The following is a 20613-nucleotide window of genomic DNA, read 5'->3' on the forward strand; positions in this document are numbered from 1 at the left end:
CCGATTAGCAGTTGAAAAAGCAAGGTTCAGTCCTTACCTAGCTACCTATAGCGACAGTTGGCTACCGCGACAGACAGTTAGCGAGCTTCGTTTCAAAATTATAGCAGAATTCAGCCCGGATAAATGGGCATTAGTTGGAGATACAAATGGCAGATAACAGACATGTTCGCCTACTTATTTTAGGATCGGGCCCAGCAGGCTACTCAGCGGCAGTATATGCAGCTAGAGCAAATCTAGAACCTGTGCTTTTAACGGGGATCCAGCAAGGCGGACAGCTTACTACGACCACAGAAGTAGAAAACTGGCCAGGCGATCCTGAAGGACTTACGGGTCCTGACCTTATGGTTCGTATGCAAAAGCATGCAGAGAAGTTCGATACTGAAATTATCTTCGACCATATTAACAAGACAGACTTAACTAAGCGTCCTTTCACCCTTTATGGTGACAGTGGCACGTACACGTGTGACGCTTTAATTATTGCCACAGGTGCATCTGCTAAATATCTTGGTATGGAATCTGAGCAAGCGTTTATGGGTAAAGGGGTTTCGGCCTGTGCTACTTGTGACGGCTTTTTCTATCGTAACCAAAAAGTAGCGGTCATTGGCGGTGGTAATACAGCTGTTGAAGAAGCCTTGTATTTATCTAACATTGCATCTGAAGTTCACGTTGTGCATCGTCGTGATACTTTCCGTAGTGAAAAAATTCTTGAGCAGCGTCTTCGCGACAAAGCTGAAAATGGCAACGTGGTATTACATTTAGACCGTACCCTTGATGAAGTCATGGGGGACGAAATGGGTGTGACGAAAATTCGCATTAAAGAAACCGATGGCGAAGCAACCGAAGAGCTTGATGTAATGGGTCTTTTCGTGGCAATTGGTCACAAGCCAAATACTGACATTTTTGCTGAACAGCTTGAAATGAAAGACGGCTACATTGTGGTAAATAGCGGCCTACATGGCAATGCTACACAAACCAGTGTTGAAGGTGTATTTGCGGCCGGTGATGTGAGCGATCATATTTATCGTCAAGCAATAACGTCTGCTGGAACCGGCTGTATGGCCGCGTTAGATGCAGAAAAATACCTTGATGGCTTTATGCCTGAGCAAGGCTAAGCCTTGTTTGATTTCAAGCCCTGTAAATACCAGGGCTTGATGTCTTTTCTTTTATGATAGCGCTGCCTTATTTAGACATTGATACACCCTTCCCCCCTGTATCTGAAGCACTTGACGATCCAAACGGCCTACTAGCCTTTGGCGCAGATCTTAGTGCCCAGCGTCTTTTTTCGGCCTATTCTAGCGGTATATTCCCCTGGTTTAGCGATGATGAACCCTTGTTGTGGTGGTCACCTAATCCACGCTCTATTATCGAATTAGATGAGTTTGTTTGCTCAAAAAGTTTACGCAAACTAGCGCGGCAGAAGCGCTACAAGGTTACGTTGAATAACGCTTTCGATTCTGTGATTAATGCCTGTGCCAATATTCCACGAAAGAATCCAAATTCACAGGCGCCCAGTCAAGACACTTGGATAACTGAAGACATGCAAAAAGCTTACAGTTATTTACATCAGCTTGGGTTGGCTCATTCTGTTGAAGTGTGGGATGGTGAAGTGTTGGTAGGAGGTTTATACGGCGTAGGTGTAGGGAAAGTGTATTGCGGTGAGTCTATGTTTCACAAACAAAGCAATACCTCTAAGTTGGCTATGCTAGCGTTAGTTGAGCACATGAAACGTAACAAGATGGCATTCATTGATTGTCAGTTGCCAACGGATCATCTTAGCTCGCTAGGTGCAAAAACTATTTTCCGTAACGAATTTATTGAAAAACTGCAGACTAGCAACCACACTCTAACCGAAGAAGGCTCTCTAACTACCGACTACATGCATCAGTGGCATCCGCAGGTTATTACACCGTGAGATTTGGAATTACGCAATCTTTTGATTGTAGCTATTTGCCCAATCAACAAGAACAATTACTGGTTTATGCCGAATCAGATAACCAGCTTGCGTGGCGTTACGGCCAACTTATTCAAGTAGGGTTTAGACGCAGTGGCGAACAAATCTACCGCCCACACTGCCCAGACTGCCATGCCTGTGAATCGGTGAGAGTACCTGTGGCCACGTTTCGCCCTTCTAAAAGTCAAAAGCGCATTCTTAATCGCAATCAACATTTTGTGGTAACCAGTGCAAAAAGCGCCAATCATTTGTATTACCCGTTGTACGAGAAATACATTTGCGCCCGTCACACCGATGGCAGCATGTACCCGCCTTCTAGCGAACAGTTTGAAAACTTTATCTTGTGCGAATGGAAACGCCCACAATTTATTGAAGCCTACGATGGCGATACGTTAATTGCGGTTGCAGTAACAGACACCATCGACAATGGTGAAGAGCATCAAGCCTTATCGGCACTTTATACTTTTTACGATCCTGATTATCACTCATCGTCTCTTGGGACGTGGATGATCATGATGCAAATCGAGCAGGCAAAGCAACAAGAACGAGATTTTGTCTACTTGGGATATTACGTAGAAGAATGCCAAAAAATGTCTTATAAGCACAATTTTTTCCCTTATGAGCAATTTTCTGGCAACAAATGGCACCGTTTTGATAAAAAACCTGCTTAATCGCTTTACACGCAAGGCAAGATTGGTTAATGTCTGCGCGGCAAAAAATTTGAATTACTGAGGTAACTGCTTTACATGGCAAAAGAAGATTGTATTGAAATGGAAGGTACGGTTCAAGACACCCTACCTAATACTATGTTCCGTGTTGAACTAGAGAATGGTCACGTAGTGACAGCACACATTTCTGGTAAGATGCGTAAAAACTATATCCGAATTCTTACTGGCGATAAGGTCACTGTTGAGATGACTCCTTATGACCTAACAAAAGGTCGTATCATTTATCGCGCCAGATAATGAGCCATTAAGCGGTCAACGCATTCCCAAAAAAGCCCAATGTAATCCATTGGGCTTTTTTGTATGTGTTTAGTTTAAGGCCTGCGATGGTATTTAACGATGTCCTTGCGCCTGGGGTTAGCGCCTTGGGGTTAGCGCCTAAGGTTAGCGCTTGTGTTTGGCGCTTAGTGTTAAGCATTTGGTGCTTGGCGTTTGAAATTGAACACTGTGCATCAACATGTAATGAATCTACTTACTAAGCCCAAGTTTATCGAGTTTGGGGTTCTACGTTTAAAGGCTCGAAAGTTTTATTATAAAAGACACAAAAAAATGCCACACCTTTTCAGGTGCAGCATTTTTAATCGACATCAAACGTCTAGTACAATAAGTTCGCTAGGTGTTAGCTAGACTCTGTTTCTTCCTTAACTGCATCAACGCCTGAATATTCAAACTCCAACTTATCGTCGTTCAAATCTACTTTAACGTCGCCGCCTTTAGTTAATTCACCAAACAGCAATTCATTCGCTAGCTCTTTCTTAATCTCTTCTTTGATTAAGCGAGACATAGGACGTGCACCCATGGACTTGTCGTAGCCCTTCTCGGCTAAATAAGCTCTAGCTGCGGGGGTAACCTCTAAAGATACACCTTTAACGTCCAGCTGCGCCTGAAGCTCAATAATGAACTTATCGACAACCTGCAAGATAACCTCAGCATCAAGGTGATTAAACCAGATAATACCGTCTAAGCGGTTTCTGAATTCAGGGGTAAACACCTTATTGATTTCAGATAGCGCATCGTGGCTATGATCTTGCTGTTTAAAGCCAATAGACTTGCGCACCGTTTCCTGCACACCCGCATTGGTCGTCATTACCAATACTACATTTCTGAAGTCTACTTTACGGCCATTGTTGTCGGTAAGCGTACCGTGATCCATTACCTGCAACAGAATGTTGTAGATATCACTGTGCGCTTTCTCAATTTCATCTAGCAGTACCACAGAGTATGGGTTTTTAATCACAGCATCGGTTAACAATCCACCTTGCTCAAAACCAACATAACCTGGAGGTGCACCAATTAAACGACTAACCGCGTGGCGCTCCATGTACTCAGACATATCGAAACGAACCAACTCAACGCCCATAATTTTAGCGAGTTGCTGCGTAACTTCGGTTTTACCAACTCCCGTAGGCCCTGCAAACAAGAAACTACCAATAGGCTTTTCTTCAGCACCTAACCCAGAACGGGACAGCAATATAGCGTCGTTAAGCGTCTCTATGGCCTTGTCTTGACCAAACACCATCATTTTAAGGTTGCGGCCAAGGTTCTTAAGTACTTCTTTGTCAGACGCTGACACAGACTTTTCAGGGATTCGGGCCATTTTCGCAATAATCTGCTCAATATCCCCTACCCCAATCGTTTTCTTACGTTTCGATTGTGGCAACAAGCGCTGGCTTGCACCTGCTTCGTCCATCACGTCAATAGCTTTATCCGGCAGATGGCGTTCGTTAATGTACTTAGCCGATAGTTCAGCTGCCGCCTGAATAGCTTTTTGCGTGTAGCGTACGTTGTGATGATCTTCATATCGGCTTTTAAGGCCAAGTAGAATTTTGGTGGTATCACTAACGCTTGGCTCAGTCACATCCACTTTTTGGAAACGACGGGCCAAGGCTCTGTCTTTTTCAAAAATACCTTGGTATTCCTGATAAGTTGTCGAGCCAATACAACGAAGTTCACCGCTTGAAAGCTTAGGCTTCAGCAAGTTAGATGCATCCATAACACCTCCCGATGCTGCACCAGCACCAATGATGGTATGAATTTCATCAATAAACAAAATAGCGTCTTCGTCTTTCGACAATTCTTTCAATATCGCTTTTAAGCGTTTCTCGAAATCACCACGGTATTTAGTACCGGCTAGCAGGCCACCTAAATCTAGCGAGTAAACGGTACTGTTACTGATAACCTCGGGCACGTCTTCGTTTACAATGCGATAAGCCAACCCTTCAGCAATAGCGGTTTTACCTACGCCAGCTTCACCCACCAATAGCGGGTTATTCTTTCTACGACGACATAAAATCTGAATGGTGCGCTCTACTTCTTTATCGCGTCCAATTAATGGGTCTACTTTGCCTTCTTTGGCATGGCGATTTAAATCGGTAGCGTACTTACTTAATGCCGAACCACTTTCTTCCGCACCATCACCTTCTTCACCAGAGTCTGAATTAATGGGTGCGTCATCTTCGGCTTTACTTACACCGTGACTAATAAAGTTAACGATATCTAAGCGGGTTACATCAGACTTTTTAAGAATGAATACGGCTTGAGACTCTTGCTCACTGAAAATAGCGACTAGTACATTGGCACCAGTGACTTCTTCTTTACCAGATGATTGCACATGGAAGACTGCACGTTGGAGCACGCGCTGAAAACCTAAGGTAGGCTGGGTTTCTCGTTCGTTCATTTGCTCGTCAAGAATCAACGGGGTAGTGTCTTTAACGAAAGAGATCAGCTCACTTTTAATTGCTTCAATATCCGCACCACAGGCATGCAGTGCTTCACGGGCTGCCGAGTTATCAAGTAGCGCCAGCAATAAATGCTCGACCGTCATAAACTCATGGCGGTGTTCTCTGGCAAATACAAACGCATCATTCAACGTTTGTTCTAATTCTTTATTTAACATATCGCTCGCCCTCTACAAATTGACTTACGCCTGTTCCATAGTACACATAAGCGGATGACTGTGCTTACGTGCATACTGATTCACCTGCATCACCTTGGTTTCTGCTATCTCAGCAGTAAAAATGCCACAAACCGCCTTACCTTGGTAGTGTACTGTTAGCATTATTTGATGCGCTTTCTCAGCATCCATATTAAAAAATTGTATGAGCACTTCAATTACAAAATCCATTGGCGTGTAATCGTCGTTGTTCAACAACACTTTATACATTGGCGGCGGCTGCGTTTTTTGGCGCTGCGCGTCTTTGAGTTTTTCCCTTTCGATGCTAATGGCGTTGTCTCTACTCATAATTAATAATAGTGCTTTGTTGGCAGATGTCTCACTAACTTTAGGATAAAATTAATTCACATTTGCTCTTGACATAATATGGTTAAAAAATCTACATTTTAGAGGTGACGTTGTTGTTTTCAAAACACGTCACACTGCCTTCAATTATATTGTGGGGGCATAATCGTGTTAGTTCAAGGATTAAGAGGAAGTCGAAGTATGGCGATTGGCAAAGTTAAATGGTTTAACAACGCGAAAGGATTTGGTTTTATTGTACCTGAAGATGGTGGCGAAGATATTTTCGCACACTACTCAACCATCCAAATGGAAGGATATCGCTCACTTAAAGCTGGTCAAGAAGTCACGTATGACGTGCAACAGGGCCCTAAAGGCTTACACGCCGAAAACATAGGCTTTAAAGAAGAACCAGAGCGTTAAGTAACACAAAAAAATTCTACAGAAGCCTGTTGCTGCTACCTAAGGCAGCAGTGGGTTTTTTCTTAGGGAGTCGACAATCGTTCACTCTCATAGAGATGTATGGCCTACTCTTTTTATTAAATTTTATTTATTTCCTCGCAACACTTCTTTTAATTATTACTTATTTTTAAATAATCTGAGCTTAAATTAGATAATTTACTTTTCTGCTTTCCTATATTTTTAGATTAAATTGCGCTAACCAGTAAAAAACTAAAATTTATAAGCATAAAGCTAAGTAACTATTCTGGAAATTTTCACCAGTAGTTTTTTTAAATTTTAATTAATATAAAAAAAAGCGACCCTGACTATTTGGTCAGGGGCGCTTTTACAAATTAGGTTACTAAAATATCAGCAGCCTATTTAGTTTTATTAAGCGTTAAGAATCGCTTTCAACGTTTCACTAGGTGACATAGTCGCTTCTAGTTTCGCTGAATCAGGGTAATAGTAACCACCGATATCTTGAGGCTTACCTTGAGATTCATCAATCTCAGTAATGATAGTATCGATTTTAGCCGACAATTCGTCATATACCGCTTTAAACTGCGCCGCTAAATCAGCGTCTTCAGTTTGGTTTGCCACTTCTTCTGCCCAGTACAAACCAAGATAAACGTGGCTACCACGGTTATCTAATTGGCCCGCTTTACGCATTGGTGACTTACCATTGTTAAGCAATGTTTCAGTCGCTTTGTCTAACGCAGTAGCGATAATTTTTGCTTTCTTGTTGTCGTGCTTAATAGCAACGTCTTCAAGTGAAACCGCTAACGCTAAGAACTCACCCAGTGAATCCCAACGAAGGTGACCTTCTTCAACAAACTGTTGAACGTGCTTAGGTGCACTACCACCAGCGCCAGTTTCATACAAACCGCCGCCTGCCATTAGAGGCACAATTGAAAGCATTTTAGCACTGGTGCCAAGCTCAAGAATTGGGAACAAGTCAGTTAGGTAATCACGTAGAACGTTACCGGTTACTGAGATAGTGTCTAGGCCGCGAATTGCACGTTCCATGCTGAAACGGATAGCGCGAACAGGGGCCATGATTGAAATATCTAAACCTGACGTATCGTGGTCTTTCAAGTAAGTTTCTACTTTAGTGATTAGCTGTGCATCGTGAGCACGCTCATCATCTAACCAAAATACTGCAGGCATACCAGATTGGCGTGCACGAGTAACCGCTAGTTTAACCCAGTCTTGAATAGGTGCGTCTTTCACCTGACACATACGCCAGATATCGCCTTCTTCAACAGCATGTTCCATCAATACGTTACCGTCTTGATCAACAACTTGTACCGTACCGTCAGCTTCCATTTCAAACGTTTTATCGTGTGAACCGTATTCTTCCGCTTTCTGTGCCATTAAACCAACGTTAGGTACTGTACCCATTGTTGTTGGATCGAATGCACCATGGGTTTTACAGAAGTTGATTACTTCTTGGTAAATAGTCGCGTACGTGCTTTCAGGAATAACCGCTTTCGTATCGTGCGACTTTCCATCCGGTCCCCACATTTGACCAGAATTACGGATCATTGCAGGCATAGAAGCATCTACAATTACGTCACTTGGTACGTGTAGGTTAGAAATACCTTTGTCTGAGTTCACCATTGCGATAGGTGGACGGTCGGCATAACAAGCATTGATGTCTTTTTGAATTTCAGAACGCTGAGATTCAGGAAGGCTAGCAATTTTATCGTATACACTACCAAGACCGTTGTTAGCGTTAACGCCTAGTTCTTCAAAAAGGTCGCCCCATTTTTCAAACAAGTCTTTGTAGAATACTTTAACGCAGTGACCAAATACGATGGGGTGAGATACCTTCATCATTGTCGCTTTAACATGTAACGAGAACAAAACGCCTGTGTTTTTCGCATCTTCGATTTGTTCTTCAAAGAATTCACACAGTGCTTTTTTGCTCATGTACATTGCATCGATAACTTCACCAGCAAGTAAATTCACCTTAGGCTTAAGGGTTTTCTTGCTACCGTCACTACCGGTAAATTCAATGCTTACATAGCCTTCTTTTTCAACGGTTACTGATTTTTCACCTGAGTAGAAGTCGCCGCCGCGCATGTGCGCTACGTGAGTGCGAGATGCTTGTGACCACTCGCCCATTGAATGCGGGTGCTTACGGGCAAAGTTCTTAACCGCAGTAGGTGCACGGCGATCTGAGTTACCTTCACGTAATACAGGGTTTACTGCACTACCTAGTACCTTGCCATAACGCTCACGAATCTCTTGATCTTCGTCAGTTTTAGGCGAGTCTGGGAAAGCTGGTACGTTAAAACCTTTTTCGTTTAGCTCGGCGATAGTGGCGCGTAACTGAGGAATAGACGCACTAACGTTTGGTAATTTAATGATGTTAGCTTCAGGATCTTGCGTCATCGCACCAAGTTCAGATAACGTATCAGGTACACGTTGCTCTTCAGAAAGAAACTCGGGGAAAGTAGCCAAAACGCGGGCTGCAAGAGAGATATCACTTAGCTCTACTTCAACATCGGCAGCACTAGCAAACTTCTTAATAATAGGAAGCAACGAGTACGTCGCCAGCATTGGCGCTTCATCTGTTTTAGTATAGATGATCTTAGACTTGGTCATTATGTACCTCAATGTTATCGGTAGCGTACTACCGTTTTAGTCCATTAGTCGCACTAACTCAAAGCATGTGAAAAGCCTTCGGTCACTACGATACGTAATTGATGTTTTATGTTCTGTTGCACTTAACAGCAGAACCACTTGTTGTTTTCGTCCTCGTGCTGAGATTAGCGCAACCTTCATGCACTCAACACGAATGGGCAGTCTGTTATTTTTATAACTGCGAACATTAGTATAAGGTCGAAACTTTTAGTTACAAGTCATACCATTGTCTTAACCGACGACTTGCCTGAATTTCGCCGAATTTCCCGCACATTTTTATGCCCTTTATTGTTTTAGCTTTGTCTTACTCGGGCAGTTTTTCGCGCATTGTGGTAGGCTTTTGCGATAGAAGGCATCCTAAGAATAAGAGTAATTATTCACACCATGGCAAACGAAAGCAAAATCGTACTTTTCAACAAACCTTTTCAAGTACTGTCTCAATTTACTGATGCAGACGGTCGAGAAACCCTTAAAGATTATATTGATGTACCAGGGGTATATGCTGCCGGTCGACTAGACAGAGATTCCGAAGGGTTATTGGTGCTGACTAACGACGGAAAGCTACAACATAAATTGGCACACCCCGAGGCCAAAACCAGTAAAACCTACTGGGTACAAGTAGAAGGCATTCCTAATGAGGCTGCGCTAGACGCCTTGCGTAACGGGGTAGAGCTTAAAGACGGCATGACCAAACCAGCCAAAGTTGTAGCTATAGATCCTCCTGAATTATGGGACAGAAACCCGCCAGTTCGTTTTCGTCAAGCTATCCCGACTAGCTGGTTATCTATCACAATCAGTGAAGGCAGGAACCGCCAAGTTAGGCGTATGACCGCCCACATTGGTTTTCCTACATTGCGTTTGGTGCGCTATCGCGTGGGCAACTGGACCATTGATGGTATCGATAATGGCAAATACGTTTGTTTCTAAAAGTATGCATCAACACATTGCCGATTTCACCAAACGCTAACTAGAGTATGGCTCATTTTATAGACCGCTATAACGATGAAAGTAAACGACTATTGCGTTCATTATTAGTTATAGCTTTTTGGTTTATTGAATATAGAAATTTCACGCTTGAAATACACTTTTAAACGACCAATTTACTCATCCCGACAACAAAATTTGTCGAGAAAGCAAAACGATTGAACACAATCGCTTTATTATGTGAATTGGTGGGCTTTATCTGGTAAAATCCGCCACCCTGAAATCAACCTAAATGAGTGTTATCTACGTTGTGACTGATATTGAATCAAACGCGAGCCAAAAAGTAATCGTCGGAATGTCCGGCGGCGTCGACTCTTCCGTTTCTGCCTACTTGTTATTACAGCAAGGCTATCAGGTGGAAGGCTTGTTCATGAAGAACTGGGAAGAAGATGATAATGATGAATATTGCTTAGCCGCCGAAGATTTAAAAGATGCACAAGCCGTAGCTGACAAATTAGGTATTGAGCTTCACACCATCAATTTTGCCGCTGAATACTGGGATAACGTATTTGAGTATTTCCTAGAAGAATATAAGGCAGGCAGAACCCCCAACCCCGATATTATGTGCAACAAGGAAATTAAGTTTAAAGCGTTCCTTGAATTTGCTGCTGAAGACTTGGGGGCAGACTATATTGCTACCGGTCATTATGTTCGCCGCCGCCATCAAGATGGCAAGTGGCAGCTATTGCGCGGGTTGGATGAAAATAAAGATCAAAGTTACTTCCTGTACACACTAGGTGAAGAACACGTCGCGAAAACCTTGTTCCCCGTGGGAGACATTGAAAAGCCCTTAGTACGCAAAATTGCTGAAGAACAAGGACTAATCACCCACGACAAAAAGGATTCCACCGGCATCTGTTTTATTGGTGAGCGTAAATTCAAAGACTTTTTAGGCCGCTACTTACCCGCCCAACCTGGTATTATTGAAACCGCGGAAGGGGAAGAAATTGGTAAGCACGAAGGCTTGATGTATCACACTTTAGGCCAGCGTAAAGGGCTACACATTGGTGGCCACGCGAAGTACGGCGAAGAACCTTGGTATGTGGTAGATAAAGACGTAGCACGCAATGTATTAATTGTAGGCCAAGGGGCCGACCACCCTCGCCTATACTCAAAAGGCTTGGTGGCAAAACAACTGCATTGGGTAGACCGCACTGCTATTACAGAGCCTATGCGCGCTGTGGTTAAAACTCGCTATCGTCAAACTGATATTCCCTGCGCAATTGCACCAATTAATGATGATATGATTGAAGTCATTTTTGACGAACCGCAAAAAGCGGTTACACCTGGTCAATCTGCCGTTTTCTACCTAGATGAAGTGTGTTTAGGCGGCGGAATTATTGAGAGCTATATTCGTTAATGTTAGATACCGACGTAGAAAATAATTTAGCCTTGGCTGGTGTTTGCCAGTCGGCGGCACTTGTGCAAAGCCTTGCAAGAAAAGGCACGGCAAACGACGAAGCGGTAGAAGCGAGTCTTTCCAGTATATTGGTTACCGACCCTGAAAACCCACAGCAAGTGTTCGGCAAGTTAAGCAACCTTGAGGTTGGATATAAAACCTTATTCGCACAGTTATCAGATAAACAACAGAACAAAGACACCGAGCTGACCCGTTATATTGCCAGCATTCTTGGTCTTGAAAGAAAACTCGCACGTAAACCTGCCGCCATGAAAGAGCTGGCAGAGCGTATTTCTCACGTGCAGCGCCAGCTGGCGCACGTAGACTTTCAAAGTCCGCAAATAGTGTCGTCTTTGGCCAGTATATACAGCGATATTATTAGTCCATTAGCACCGCGCATTCAAATAGCGGGTAATCCGGATCATCTTGGCCAACCGGCTACGCAACACAAAGTTCGAGCTATATTACTTGCAGGCGTGCGCGCCGCGGTAATGTGGCGTCAAATGGGTGGTAAACGTCGGAACATTTTGTTTCGCAGAAAACAAATTTTAAATAGCGCTGTAAAGGCGCTCAGGCTGATAAACTAGTTAAGGAGCTGAAGGTGGAACTGAGTCAGTTAACTGCAATTTCCCCTGTCGATGGTCGATATGCTGGAAAAAGCGTAGAATTACGTAGTATTTTTTCAGAATACGGCTTACTGAAATACCGTGTTGAAGTGGAAGTACGTTGGCTGCAAATGCTATCGGCGAACACCAAAATTGAAGAAGTTCCTGCGTTTTCTGATACCTCAAACGCATTATTAGATTCTATTGTGGCTAACTTTAGCGTTGATGATGCCATGCGCATTAAAGACATTGAGCGCACCACCAATCACGATGTTAAAGCGGTTGAATACTTTCTAAAAGAGCAAGTGGCTAGCAACAGCGAATTATCTGCTGTAAATGAGTTTATTCACTTTGCATGTACGTCTGAAGATATTAACAACCTTTCTCACGGCCTTATGCTTACCGAAGCCCGTGACACTGTGCTGCTGCCTTACTGCGACAAGCTTATTGATGCCCTTATTGCTCTTGCCAAGGAATACCAACATATTCCAATGATGGCACGTACACACGGTCAACCCGCCTCTCCTTCTACCATGGGTAAGGAAATGGCAAACGTGGCAATGCGTTTGAAGCGTCAACGGGCGCAAATTGCTAACGTTGAAATTTTAGGCAAAATTAATGGTGCTGTAGGTAACTACAATGCCCATTTATCTGCTTACGCCGATGTAGATTGGCACAGTGAGTCTGAAAAGTTTGTTACATCACTAGGCTTATCGTGGAACCCATACACCACGCAAATTGAACCGCATGATTATATTGCTGAGTTGTTCGATGCAGTAGCCCGCTTTAATACCATTCTTATCGATTTCGATCGTGATGTGTGGGGTTACATTGCCCTAGGCCACTTTAAGCAAAAAACCATTGCCGGTGAAATTGGTTCTTCAACCATGCCGCATAAAGTTAACCCTATCGATTTTGAAAACTCGGAAGGTAACTTAGGCCTAGCCAACGCTATCTTTAATCACTTGGCCGCTAAGCTTCCTATTTCTCGCTGGCAGCGTGATTTAACCGACTCTACCGTACTTCGTAACTTAGGTGTGGGTGTGGGTTATGCGGTTATCGCTTATCAAGCTACCCTTAAAGGCATTAGCAAGTTGGAAGTTAACGAGCAAAGCTTGTTGAATGAACTTGATAACAACTGGGAACTACTTGCAGAGCCAATTCAAACGGTAATGCGTCGTTACGGTATTGAAAAGCCTTACGAGAAGTTGAAAGAGTTAACCCGTGGTAAAAAGGTTAACGCTGAAATCGTGGCTGAATTTATCGATAACTTAGACATGCCAGAAGCAGCAAAAGCTGACCTTAAAGCATTAACACCAGCTAGCTACATTGGTGATGCAATCAGGCTAGTAGATCAGTTATAAAGGCATCGCCTTTTCCATACACTTAAAAACGCGGCTAGTCCGCGTTTTTTTATGATTGGGATTTAGGCATGCTGACACACAAAACATTTCACTCAAAAGCGGCAGTACTTCACACAACTGCGCGCTTTTTTGCTCTGTGCTTATTGTTACAGTCACCGTTATTAATGGCCTATGCTCAAGATAGCGCGAATCACATAGCACTGTGGTGGAATCTGACCTTTCATATTCTTTGTGCGTTCACCGTTCTATACCTTTGTCACAAAGGCCAGCCCTCACATGCTCGCACACTGCTGATTACCAGTTATTACAGCTATATTGTGCTAGCAACTTTACTGTGGCGTGGCGACGTGTACATTCAGCACTTTTTATTAATTGGCTGCTTATGCTGCGTGGGGCTATTTAGCCAGCATGAACAACGCCCACGACTCTATTGGGGGTTGCTTTTCGCTTTAACATTCTGTGTTATTGACGGCCTATTTAGCTACTCGCTTCACGGTTGGCAGGGCGCTATTCGTCGCAGCAACAGTATTACCCTAACCCTAGCCAGCGTGGGACTTATACTGACCTTGCATGCCCATAGCCGGCGCCACCTTCATCACCTTGCAGTGAACTACCGTCATACACGGCAATTATTGATAAAAGCAACCCCTGCCGCCAAGCTTACAAGCGCTTTTACTCCCCCTTTGAGCCATGTTCCGAATACTCCTTTAAGTAGGTTTTCAAGTAGTGCATCAACAGGCTTTTCGACCGGGCTAATGCGGCAAAGCTTCTCCTCGGCCTGTGTGTTATTTGCAGATATAAAAGGTTATCAAACACTGGCCCCCTTGTTTGGAGAACAAAAAGTGATAGAGGCATTGGATGCCTTTTACAGCCAAATTGATGTGTTAGCCGCTGCCAATAAAATGTACCCAGTAAAAACGAATGGCGATGAATACATGGCGGTTAGCGAACTGTGTATGTTTCCTCCTTTAAGTGCTTCAAATGGCGAACAAAAAGGCGAACAAAAAAGTGCACATCATATAAATAACGGCGTGTTGTTTGCGCTTGCTGTTACCGCCACCTTTAAAATCTTTGCGTTAAAAGAAGGTTGGCCTTGCCAAATTCGTATCGGCGTTGCAGCAGGCCCTGTTACTGCTGGCATGCCTAGAAGACAGCACGGCATTTTCGATGTATGGGGTAATACGGTTAATTTGGCATCTATGCTAGAACAACATTGCAAAGGGAATGCTGTTACCGTTTGCGATAGTACATTTCCTCATTTAACCGCTGAAACCCAAGCTAAATTCTGCCCCATTTTAATTGATAGCAAAATTGGTGAATTGGCCGCCTTCGAGCACCGGCTTACTGACACACACTACGCTAGTAACCCTTTATAGAATAAACGATAATACCCCCATAGATGCGTGGAGATTACTTAATGAAAGAATTCGATATAGAACATTTTCTATTTCATTATTGGCAACAAAAGCCTGTTGTATTACGTGGCTTTTTTCAAGATTTTGAAGATCCTATCGATGAGCACGATTTGGCAGGCTTAGCCCAAGAAGAAGAAATAGATAGCCGACTACTAAGCTTTGAGAATACCAGTGGCAACCCAGCGGATGGCACAGGCGAATGGAAAGTTCATCAAGGGCCAATTCATGATTTTGAAGCCGTTTGCGAAGGTGCATGGACACTACTTGTACAAAGTGTAGACAGGTACGTACATGACGTAGCTGACATTCTTGAACCCTTCCGCTTTCTTCCAAATTGGCGTCTAGACGACCTAATGGTAAGTTTTGCCACTAAAAATGCAGGTGTTGGCGCGCATATCGACCAATACGATGTATTTTTGGTGCAGGGAAAGGGTCAGCGTCGTTGGCGCGTAGGTAAGCCTGGAGAATACAAAGAAGTATTCCCACACCCTAAACTTCGTCAAATTGAAGGCTTCGACCCTATTATTGATGAAGTACTAAACCCAGGTGACGTACTGTATATTCCGCCGGGTTGGCCTCATGATGGCAAAGCATTGGAAGACTGCTTAACCTACTCTGTAGGCTTTCGTGCCCCTGAAACCGCACAATTAGCTGATAGCCTGTCCTTGATGTTGGAAACAAGCGACATTAACCTGCGATTTACCGACGCAGGTAGAACATTATCGACGACTTCGGCAGTGGTTGAATCTAGTGATATTGCCGCGTTAAAGCAACAGCTCATCACAGCGATTAATTCCGATGACTTCACCCATGCATTGCTTGAATCGCTCAGTGAACAAGGCCTTCCAGAGTATCCACCTGAGTATTTATATACTGATAGCCAAATAGCCGCTGGATTTGAAGAAGGTGTAGAGTTTGCTCCAGCACCGGGAGTAAGAGCACTAATAGCGACGAATGTTGTTAATGCTGAAATTACATCCCCTTCTAGCGATTGTCGTTATTTCTATGTGAACGGCGAACGTTTCAGTTATAACAAAGAAGATGAGCAATGGGTGCAGCTTTTAGTGAACAACGACGTACTATTTGCCGATATCCTGCCTGATCTCCCCTCTTTTGCGTTTTTAGCAACATTAACTACACTTATAAACAAGGGTTACTGGGAATGGATAGAAGCGTAACGCAACCACATGGCTTATACGATAGAGAACGTCGATTGGGCAAAGGATAAGCATCGACTTAAAGCAATTAGGGAAGATGTATTCGTTTTGGAATGGCGAGTACCTCAAGACAGTGAGTTTGATGAGCGCGATGCCAGCGCTTTTCACGTGCTGCTTTTGGAAGAAGGTAAAGACGCCAACGTACCTATTGCAACGGGAAGATTAACCCAGTGTGGGGAAATTGGCAGAATTGCAGTGAAACGCGGTTACCGAAATATGGCTATCTATCGCGCTCTATTTGCCGCACTAATAGAAGTTGCTAACCACCATCACGTCACTATATTAAAAGTAAGCTGTAGCCTTGATAGTGTGTCATACCATCAAGGCTTAGGCTTCAAACCCGAAGGACAAGTATTCATGGATGGGGGCGTAGCACGTCAACGCATGCAATGCCCTGTAGAGCGTTTTCCATTTCCCGATGTTTCACAAATGCATTAGCTATTCATTAACAGCGGAAGCCACTAAATGTTAGCTTAAACGCCTTGCCACAGTTCATCTTGGTTTTGTATGGCGTGCAACCCCTCTGCTCTACTTTCTAATAATTCCGCATATTCCAACGATGTCGCATCTGCCCCCTCGGAAGCGCGTAAATTTGCCGCCTTTAACTGCCATGCCATTGCAAAATGCTTAATTACATCGCGAGCAGTAGCAGCCGTAGACTCAGCAATGTAGTCAGTAGGTAAATCACCACTCATTACCCAATACATCGCATTGTTGGTGTCTTTTATCTTCCATACCGCCAAGTAAGGTACTAGGTAGCGGCTTTCATTTGTCACGACTGATTCAAAAAGCACACCATTTTCAGCCAGGTGTTTATTGGCTTTTTGAAATTGCTCACGCACCCATTCACTGCGCTGCTGATCGGTCATTTCATTTTGAGGTGTATTGTCTGTCATATTATTCTCTAATCTATTTCGTTTTATTTTTAGTTTTTACGTAGTCGGTTGATGTTGGTCAATACTATGAAACACAAGCCAGCAGCCCCTGTAAAGGGTGCTTCGGCTTAAACTGCTCTATACGAGCGACCTGACTTCGACAAGAATAGCCAGTGGCAAGAATAGCATCTGCAGGGTAGCGTTTAACCGCTTGCTCCCAACTTAACCCATAAATGGCTAACGACTTTTCTTTTTGATCGGCTTCATGGCCGTAAGTTCCCGCCATGCCGCAACAGCCTACCGCCACAATATCAACTGGCTGATTCACTTTAGCAAACAAACCCTGCCATTGCTTTTCAGATGCGGGCAACGCCGTTTTTTCTGTACAGTGACTTAGCAGTGCTAGTGGCTGAGCTGAAGGCTGTTTTGAAGGCTGCGCTGAAGGCTCACTCGCACTTGCACTCTTGCTTTTCGCTTGCCACACGTCACTAGGTACCGTTTCAAGCCATTCATGCACTGCTAGCACATGAAAATCGCCGCGGGCTTTACCCAAGGTTTTGGTGTATTCATCACGATAAACCAATACCAAAGATGCATCTACACCCACCATAGGAATGTTTAACTGCGCCACTTCATTTAAAAAGCCTGCGGTATTTTTTGCGGTTTTCGCGAATTTGGCTAAAAAGCCTTTTACATGTTCAGGTTTGCCATTTGGTTTAAACGGTAACATTACCGGTGTAAAGCCAAGGGCATTCACTAAGGCAACAAAGTCTTCAACCACACTCGCATCATAGTAACTGGTGAAAGGGTCTTGCACTATCAACACTGTCTTTTGCTTTTCTGCAGCACTTAGTGTTGATAGCGCATCGTGGTTATAACTAGCCACTTTCCCTTTTACTCTGTTTGCCAACGTAGGTTCAGATAAAATAGGCGTGTCTACATAACCAATGGTTTTCTCAATACCGTCTTGCATCCATTTTCGTTTCAAAAACAGATTAACCATAGGCGAGAACTTCGCCATAATCGGCGCCATGCGTTCAATATTGCCCACTAAGTGGTCTTTCATTGGGCGCATGTAGCGCTGGTAATAAATAGACAAAAACTTCGACCTAAAATCAGGCACATCTACTTTCACCGGGCATTGGCTTGAGCACGACTTACAAGCTAAACAACCATTCATGGCGTCTAACACTTCGTGAGAAAAATCGTCTTGTTTGTTGCGGCTGTTGCTAAAGCGTTGCCACCAGGATGTGTCGAATTGATCGGCACTCAAGGTTTTCGTATCTACCCCATCTTTAGCAAGCAAGCGTATCCACTCACGAATAAGGCCAGCACGGCCTTTCGGGCTATGACGTCTATCGCGAGTTACCTTACTTGAAGGGCACATAGGCGACGTAGTGTCGTAATTAAAGCATAAGCCATTACCATTACATTCCATGGCAGGCGCAAAGGCTGCTTTAAACGTAACCGGAATAGTTCTATCGAATGTCGCGCGTTTGGTATCGCTTACCTTTACCAAGCTTTCAGTGCTATCTAACGGTGTACACACCTTTCCTGGGTTCATTTTATTAAGCGGGTCAAACGCGCTTTTTATTTTACGCAACTCGGTAAATAACATGTCACCAAAAAAGGCAGGGCCGTATTCGCTGCGGTAACCTTTACCGTGCTCGCCCCACATCAAGCCGCCATACTTAGCAACTAGCGCTACCACTTCATCTGATATTTGATGCATCAACTTTTCTTGTTCAACATCACACAAATCAAGGGCTGGCCGTACGTGTAACACACCTGCATCAACGTGACCAAACATACCGTACTTTAAACCGTGGCTGTCTAGCAGAGCTCTAAACTCCATTATGAAGTCGGCCAAGTTTTCAGGGGGCACTGCGGTGTCTTCAGCAAAGGCGATAGGCTTTTGCACCCCTTTGGTTTTACCCAACAGGCCCACCGACTTTTTACGCATAGCGTATATTTTACCAATGTCCGCTTTATCAAACGTAACCTGATAACCAATTACCCCGCCCTCGCCTGTTTCAGCAGCGGCGGTAAGCCTAGCTTCTAGCTCGGCTATACGAGTGCGAATTTCTTCTTCATCGTTACTGTTGTACTCCACCATATTTAAGCCCAACATTTCCTTGTGAGGAACGTCGGTAATTAAATCGGCGATGGAGTGCCAAATAATATCGGTTTTGGCCAAATTAAGAACTTTCGAGTCTACCGTTTCAACAGATGTGGCATTCGCTTTTACCATTTCAGGAGCATGACGAAGTGCCGATTCAAAGGTATCGTACTTAATATTAACGAGAGCTTTGTGCTTCGCGATAGGCGTTAGTGAAAGCTTAGCTTCGGCCACCATTGCAAGCGAGCCTTCAGCGCCGGTAATCAAACGGCTTACATCAATAAGCTGCTCTGTATCGTTATAAGCGTGTTCTAAATCGTAACCGGTTAAAAAGCGGTTTAAACGGGGGAATTTTTCAATAATGGCTTCGCGCTTGTCTACGCAAGTCGCTAACACTTGGCGCAGAATACCCGCATAGGCGCTGCTATCTGCGTTTGTGTCGGCTATTTTTTTTGCTTCTTGCACACTTATTGGCGTGGTGCTTAATACTTCACCGTTAGCCAGTACAGAAGTTAAGCCTAATACATGGTCGCTGGTTTTACCGTAAACCAACGAGCCCTGCCCAGAAGCATCGGTACTAATCATTCCACCTACGGTAGCGCGGTTGCTGGTAGAAAGATCGGGCGAGAAGAAAAAACCATGTGGGCGAAGTGCGTCATTCAGTGCATCTTTCACTACACCAGATTGAACTTTAACCCATTGTTCTTCAACGTTGATTTCCAGAATTTTATTCATGTAGCGCGACATATCAACCACAATGCCGTCGGTTAAGCTTTGACCATTAGTGCCTGTGCCGCCACCACGAGCCGAGAACTTCACTAGCGGGTGGTCGTTAACCAGCTTTCCCAATACTTGTAAATCGGCAACGCTTTTAGGAAATACCACAGCTTGAGGGAGTTTTTGATATACCGAATTATCGGTGGCCACAGCAAGACGGCTGGCATAGCTGTACTCAACATCGCCGGTAAAAGCGGTACTAGCAAGCTGTTCTAGGTATGTCTGATAATGTGTTAAAAGACTCTGCTGGGGCACCACACGTGGCAAACTCATTGTGCTCAATTGCTGTAAAACCTCTAGAAATGCGTTCTGCGGCTAGTATAACCACAGCGCTTGCGAGTCTCTAGCCAATTACACATATTTCATGTGGTTTTAATGACTAATTTTGCACTTTATATAACAGGAAGTGTTTTTATGGCGTGTATTTTTAACCAATTAGAATATCTTAGAAAATCACAAGTTAGCCATTCACTTATAAATATTGCACAATGCCCGCTCTTCTATTCTCGATAAAAGGAAAGCAGTTTATGTCTTTTACAGTAAACAGTTATTTTGATGACAAGGTTCGTTCAATTGCATTTGAGTCGGCAAGTGGCCCATGTACTTCAGGCGTAATGGCGCCAGGTGAATACACCTTCAACACCAGTCAGCACGAAGTAATGAAAGTAATGGAAGGCGAAATGACCGTTAAGCTTCCTGGCTCAAGCGACTGGCAGTCTTTCAAAACGGGCACAGAATTTACCATAGACGCTAACTTGTCTTTCGATGTAAAAATTGAAACGCCTACTGCTTACCTTTGCTTTTATAGCTAGTATTGATTTATAAGCTTACAGAAGTTTTTAGCTTAGGATTACCTG

The 20613-nt window shown here is 43.8% G+C and carries 18 protein-coding genes; 13 read left to right on the forward strand and 5 right to left on the reverse strand.

Annotated features, from left to right (window positions below; translation table 11 throughout):
• The first annotated feature begins 146 nt into the window (after window positions 1-146).
• The 4 genes from trxB to infA all read left to right on the forward strand — a co-directional run bounded on the left by trxB (window position 147) and on the right by infA (window position 2916).
• Complete coding sequence (trxB, locus tag AVL57_RS06450) at window positions 147-1112, forward strand: thioredoxin-disulfide reductase (protein ID WP_057792262.1); 966 nt, start codon at window positions 147-149, stop codon at window positions 1110-1112.
• Window positions 1113-1165: 53 nt separating this feature from the next.
• Entirely contained in the window at window positions 1166-1912 is a 747-nt protein-coding gene (gene aat, locus AVL57_RS06455) for a leucyl/phenylalanyl-tRNA--protein transferase (protein WP_057792264.1), read from the forward strand.
• Window positions 1909-2622, forward strand: coding sequence for an arginyltransferase (locus AVL57_RS06460; protein WP_057792266.1), 714 nt, complete (start codon window positions 1909-1911; stop codon window positions 2620-2622). The genes aat and AVL57_RS06460 overlap by 4 nt, the downstream gene beginning before the upstream one ends.
• A gap of 75 nt (window positions 2623-2697) precedes the next feature.
• Window positions 2698-2916 carry a translation initiation factor IF-1 gene (gene infA / locus AVL57_RS06465; protein WP_013784390.1) on the forward strand — a complete coding sequence of 73 codons (219 nt, stop codon included), beginning with the start codon at window positions 2698-2700 and terminating at the stop codon, window positions 2914-2916.
• A 379-nt stretch (window positions 2917-3295) separates the two neighbouring features.
• Here the strand turns inward: infA and clpA are convergent, their stop codons facing one another.
• Window positions 3296-5572: an ATP-dependent Clp protease ATP-binding subunit ClpA gene (gene clpA / locus AVL57_RS06470; RefSeq protein WP_057792268.1), complete on the reverse strand. Its 2277-nt coding sequence runs from the start codon at window positions 5570-5572 to the stop codon at window positions 3296-3298.
• 24 nt (window positions 5573-5596) lie between these two features.
• On the reverse strand, window positions 5597-5917 hold the full coding sequence (gene clpS, locus AVL57_RS06475; RefSeq protein ID WP_057792270.1) for an ATP-dependent Clp protease adapter ClpS: 321 nt from the start codon (window positions 5915-5917) through the stop codon (window positions 5597-5599).
• 198 nt (window positions 5918-6115) lie between these two features.
• Between clpS and cspD the strand changes: the two genes are divergently transcribed.
• Entirely contained in the window at window positions 6116-6334 is a 219-nt protein-coding gene (gene cspD, locus AVL57_RS06480) for a cold shock domain-containing protein CspD (RefSeq protein WP_013784394.1), read from the forward strand.
• A 408-nt stretch (window positions 6335-6742) separates the two neighbouring features.
• Here the strand turns inward: cspD and AVL57_RS06485 are convergent, their stop codons facing one another.
• A complete protein-coding gene (locus AVL57_RS06485) occupies window positions 6743-8962 on the reverse strand; it encodes an NADP-dependent isocitrate dehydrogenase (RefSeq protein ID WP_057792272.1) in 2220 nt (739 codons plus the stop codon).
• 423 nt (window positions 8963-9385) lie between these two features.
• Between AVL57_RS06485 and AVL57_RS06490 the strand changes: the two genes are divergently transcribed.
• From AVL57_RS06490 to AVL57_RS06520, 7 genes are all read left to right on the forward strand, one after another.
• Window positions 9386-9928, forward strand: coding sequence for an rRNA large subunit pseudouridine synthase E (locus AVL57_RS06490; protein WP_057792274.1), 543 nt, complete (start codon window positions 9386-9388; stop codon window positions 9926-9928).
• Window positions 9929-10217: 289 nt separating this feature from the next.
• Window positions 10218-11345 (forward strand): tRNA 2-thiouridine(34) synthase MnmA, encoded by a 1128-nt coding sequence (gene mnmA, locus AVL57_RS06495; RefSeq protein WP_138118032.1) that lies wholly within the window; start codon window positions 10218-10220, stop codon window positions 11343-11345.
• Window positions 11345-11971, forward strand: coding sequence for a high frequency lysogenization protein HflD (hflD, locus tag AVL57_RS06500; protein ID WP_057792276.1), 627 nt, complete (start codon window positions 11345-11347; stop codon window positions 11969-11971). The genes mnmA and hflD overlap by 1 nt, the downstream gene beginning before the upstream one ends.
• A gap of 14 nt (window positions 11972-11985) precedes the next feature.
• Entirely contained in the window at window positions 11986-13353 is a 1368-nt protein-coding gene (gene purB, locus AVL57_RS06505; RefSeq protein WP_057792278.1) for an adenylosuccinate lyase, read from the forward strand.
• A 68-nt stretch (window positions 13354-13421) separates the two neighbouring features.
• On the forward strand, window positions 13422-14729 hold the full coding sequence (locus tag AVL57_RS06510) for an adenylate/guanylate cyclase domain-containing protein (protein WP_057792280.1): 1308 nt from the start codon (window positions 13422-13424) through the stop codon (window positions 14727-14729).
• Window positions 14730-14770: 41 nt separating this feature from the next.
• Window positions 14771-15946 (forward strand): JmjC domain-containing protein, encoded by a 1176-nt coding sequence (locus tag AVL57_RS06515; protein ID WP_082604930.1) that lies wholly within the window; start codon window positions 14771-14773, stop codon window positions 15944-15946.
• 9 nt (window positions 15947-15955) lie between these two features.
• Window positions 15956-16423: a GNAT family N-acetyltransferase gene (locus AVL57_RS06520; RefSeq protein WP_057792284.1), complete on the forward strand. Its 468-nt coding sequence runs from the start codon at window positions 15956-15958 to the stop codon at window positions 16421-16423.
• Between the two features lie 35 nt (window positions 16424-16458).
• On the opposite strand, the gene AVL57_RS06525 is transcribed toward AVL57_RS06520, so the two are convergent.
• Both AVL57_RS06525 and ydiJ read right to left on the reverse strand, forming a co-directional pair.
• Entirely contained in the window at window positions 16459-16881 is a 423-nt protein-coding gene (locus tag AVL57_RS06525) for a DUF4826 family protein (RefSeq protein ID WP_057792286.1), read from the reverse strand.
• Between the two features lie 64 nt (window positions 16882-16945).
• Window positions 16946-20029: a D-2-hydroxyglutarate dehydrogenase YdiJ gene (gene ydiJ / locus AVL57_RS06530; RefSeq protein WP_057792288.1), complete on the reverse strand. Its 3084-nt coding sequence runs from the start codon at window positions 20027-20029 to the stop codon at window positions 16946-16948.
• 254 nt (window positions 20030-20283) lie between these two features.
• Between ydiJ and ppnP the strand changes: the two genes are divergently transcribed.
• Window positions 20284-20568 carry a pyrimidine/purine nucleoside phosphorylase gene (gene ppnP, locus AVL57_RS06535; protein ID WP_057792290.1) on the forward strand — a complete coding sequence of 95 codons (285 nt, stop codon included), beginning with the start codon at window positions 20284-20286 and terminating at the stop codon, window positions 20566-20568.
• Window positions 20569-20613: the final 45 nt, after the last annotated feature.

Source organism: Alteromonas stellipolaris (assembly GCF_001562115.1).
Taxonomy (GTDB): Bacteria; Pseudomonadota; Gammaproteobacteria; order Enterobacterales; family Alteromonadaceae; genus Alteromonas; species Alteromonas stellipolaris.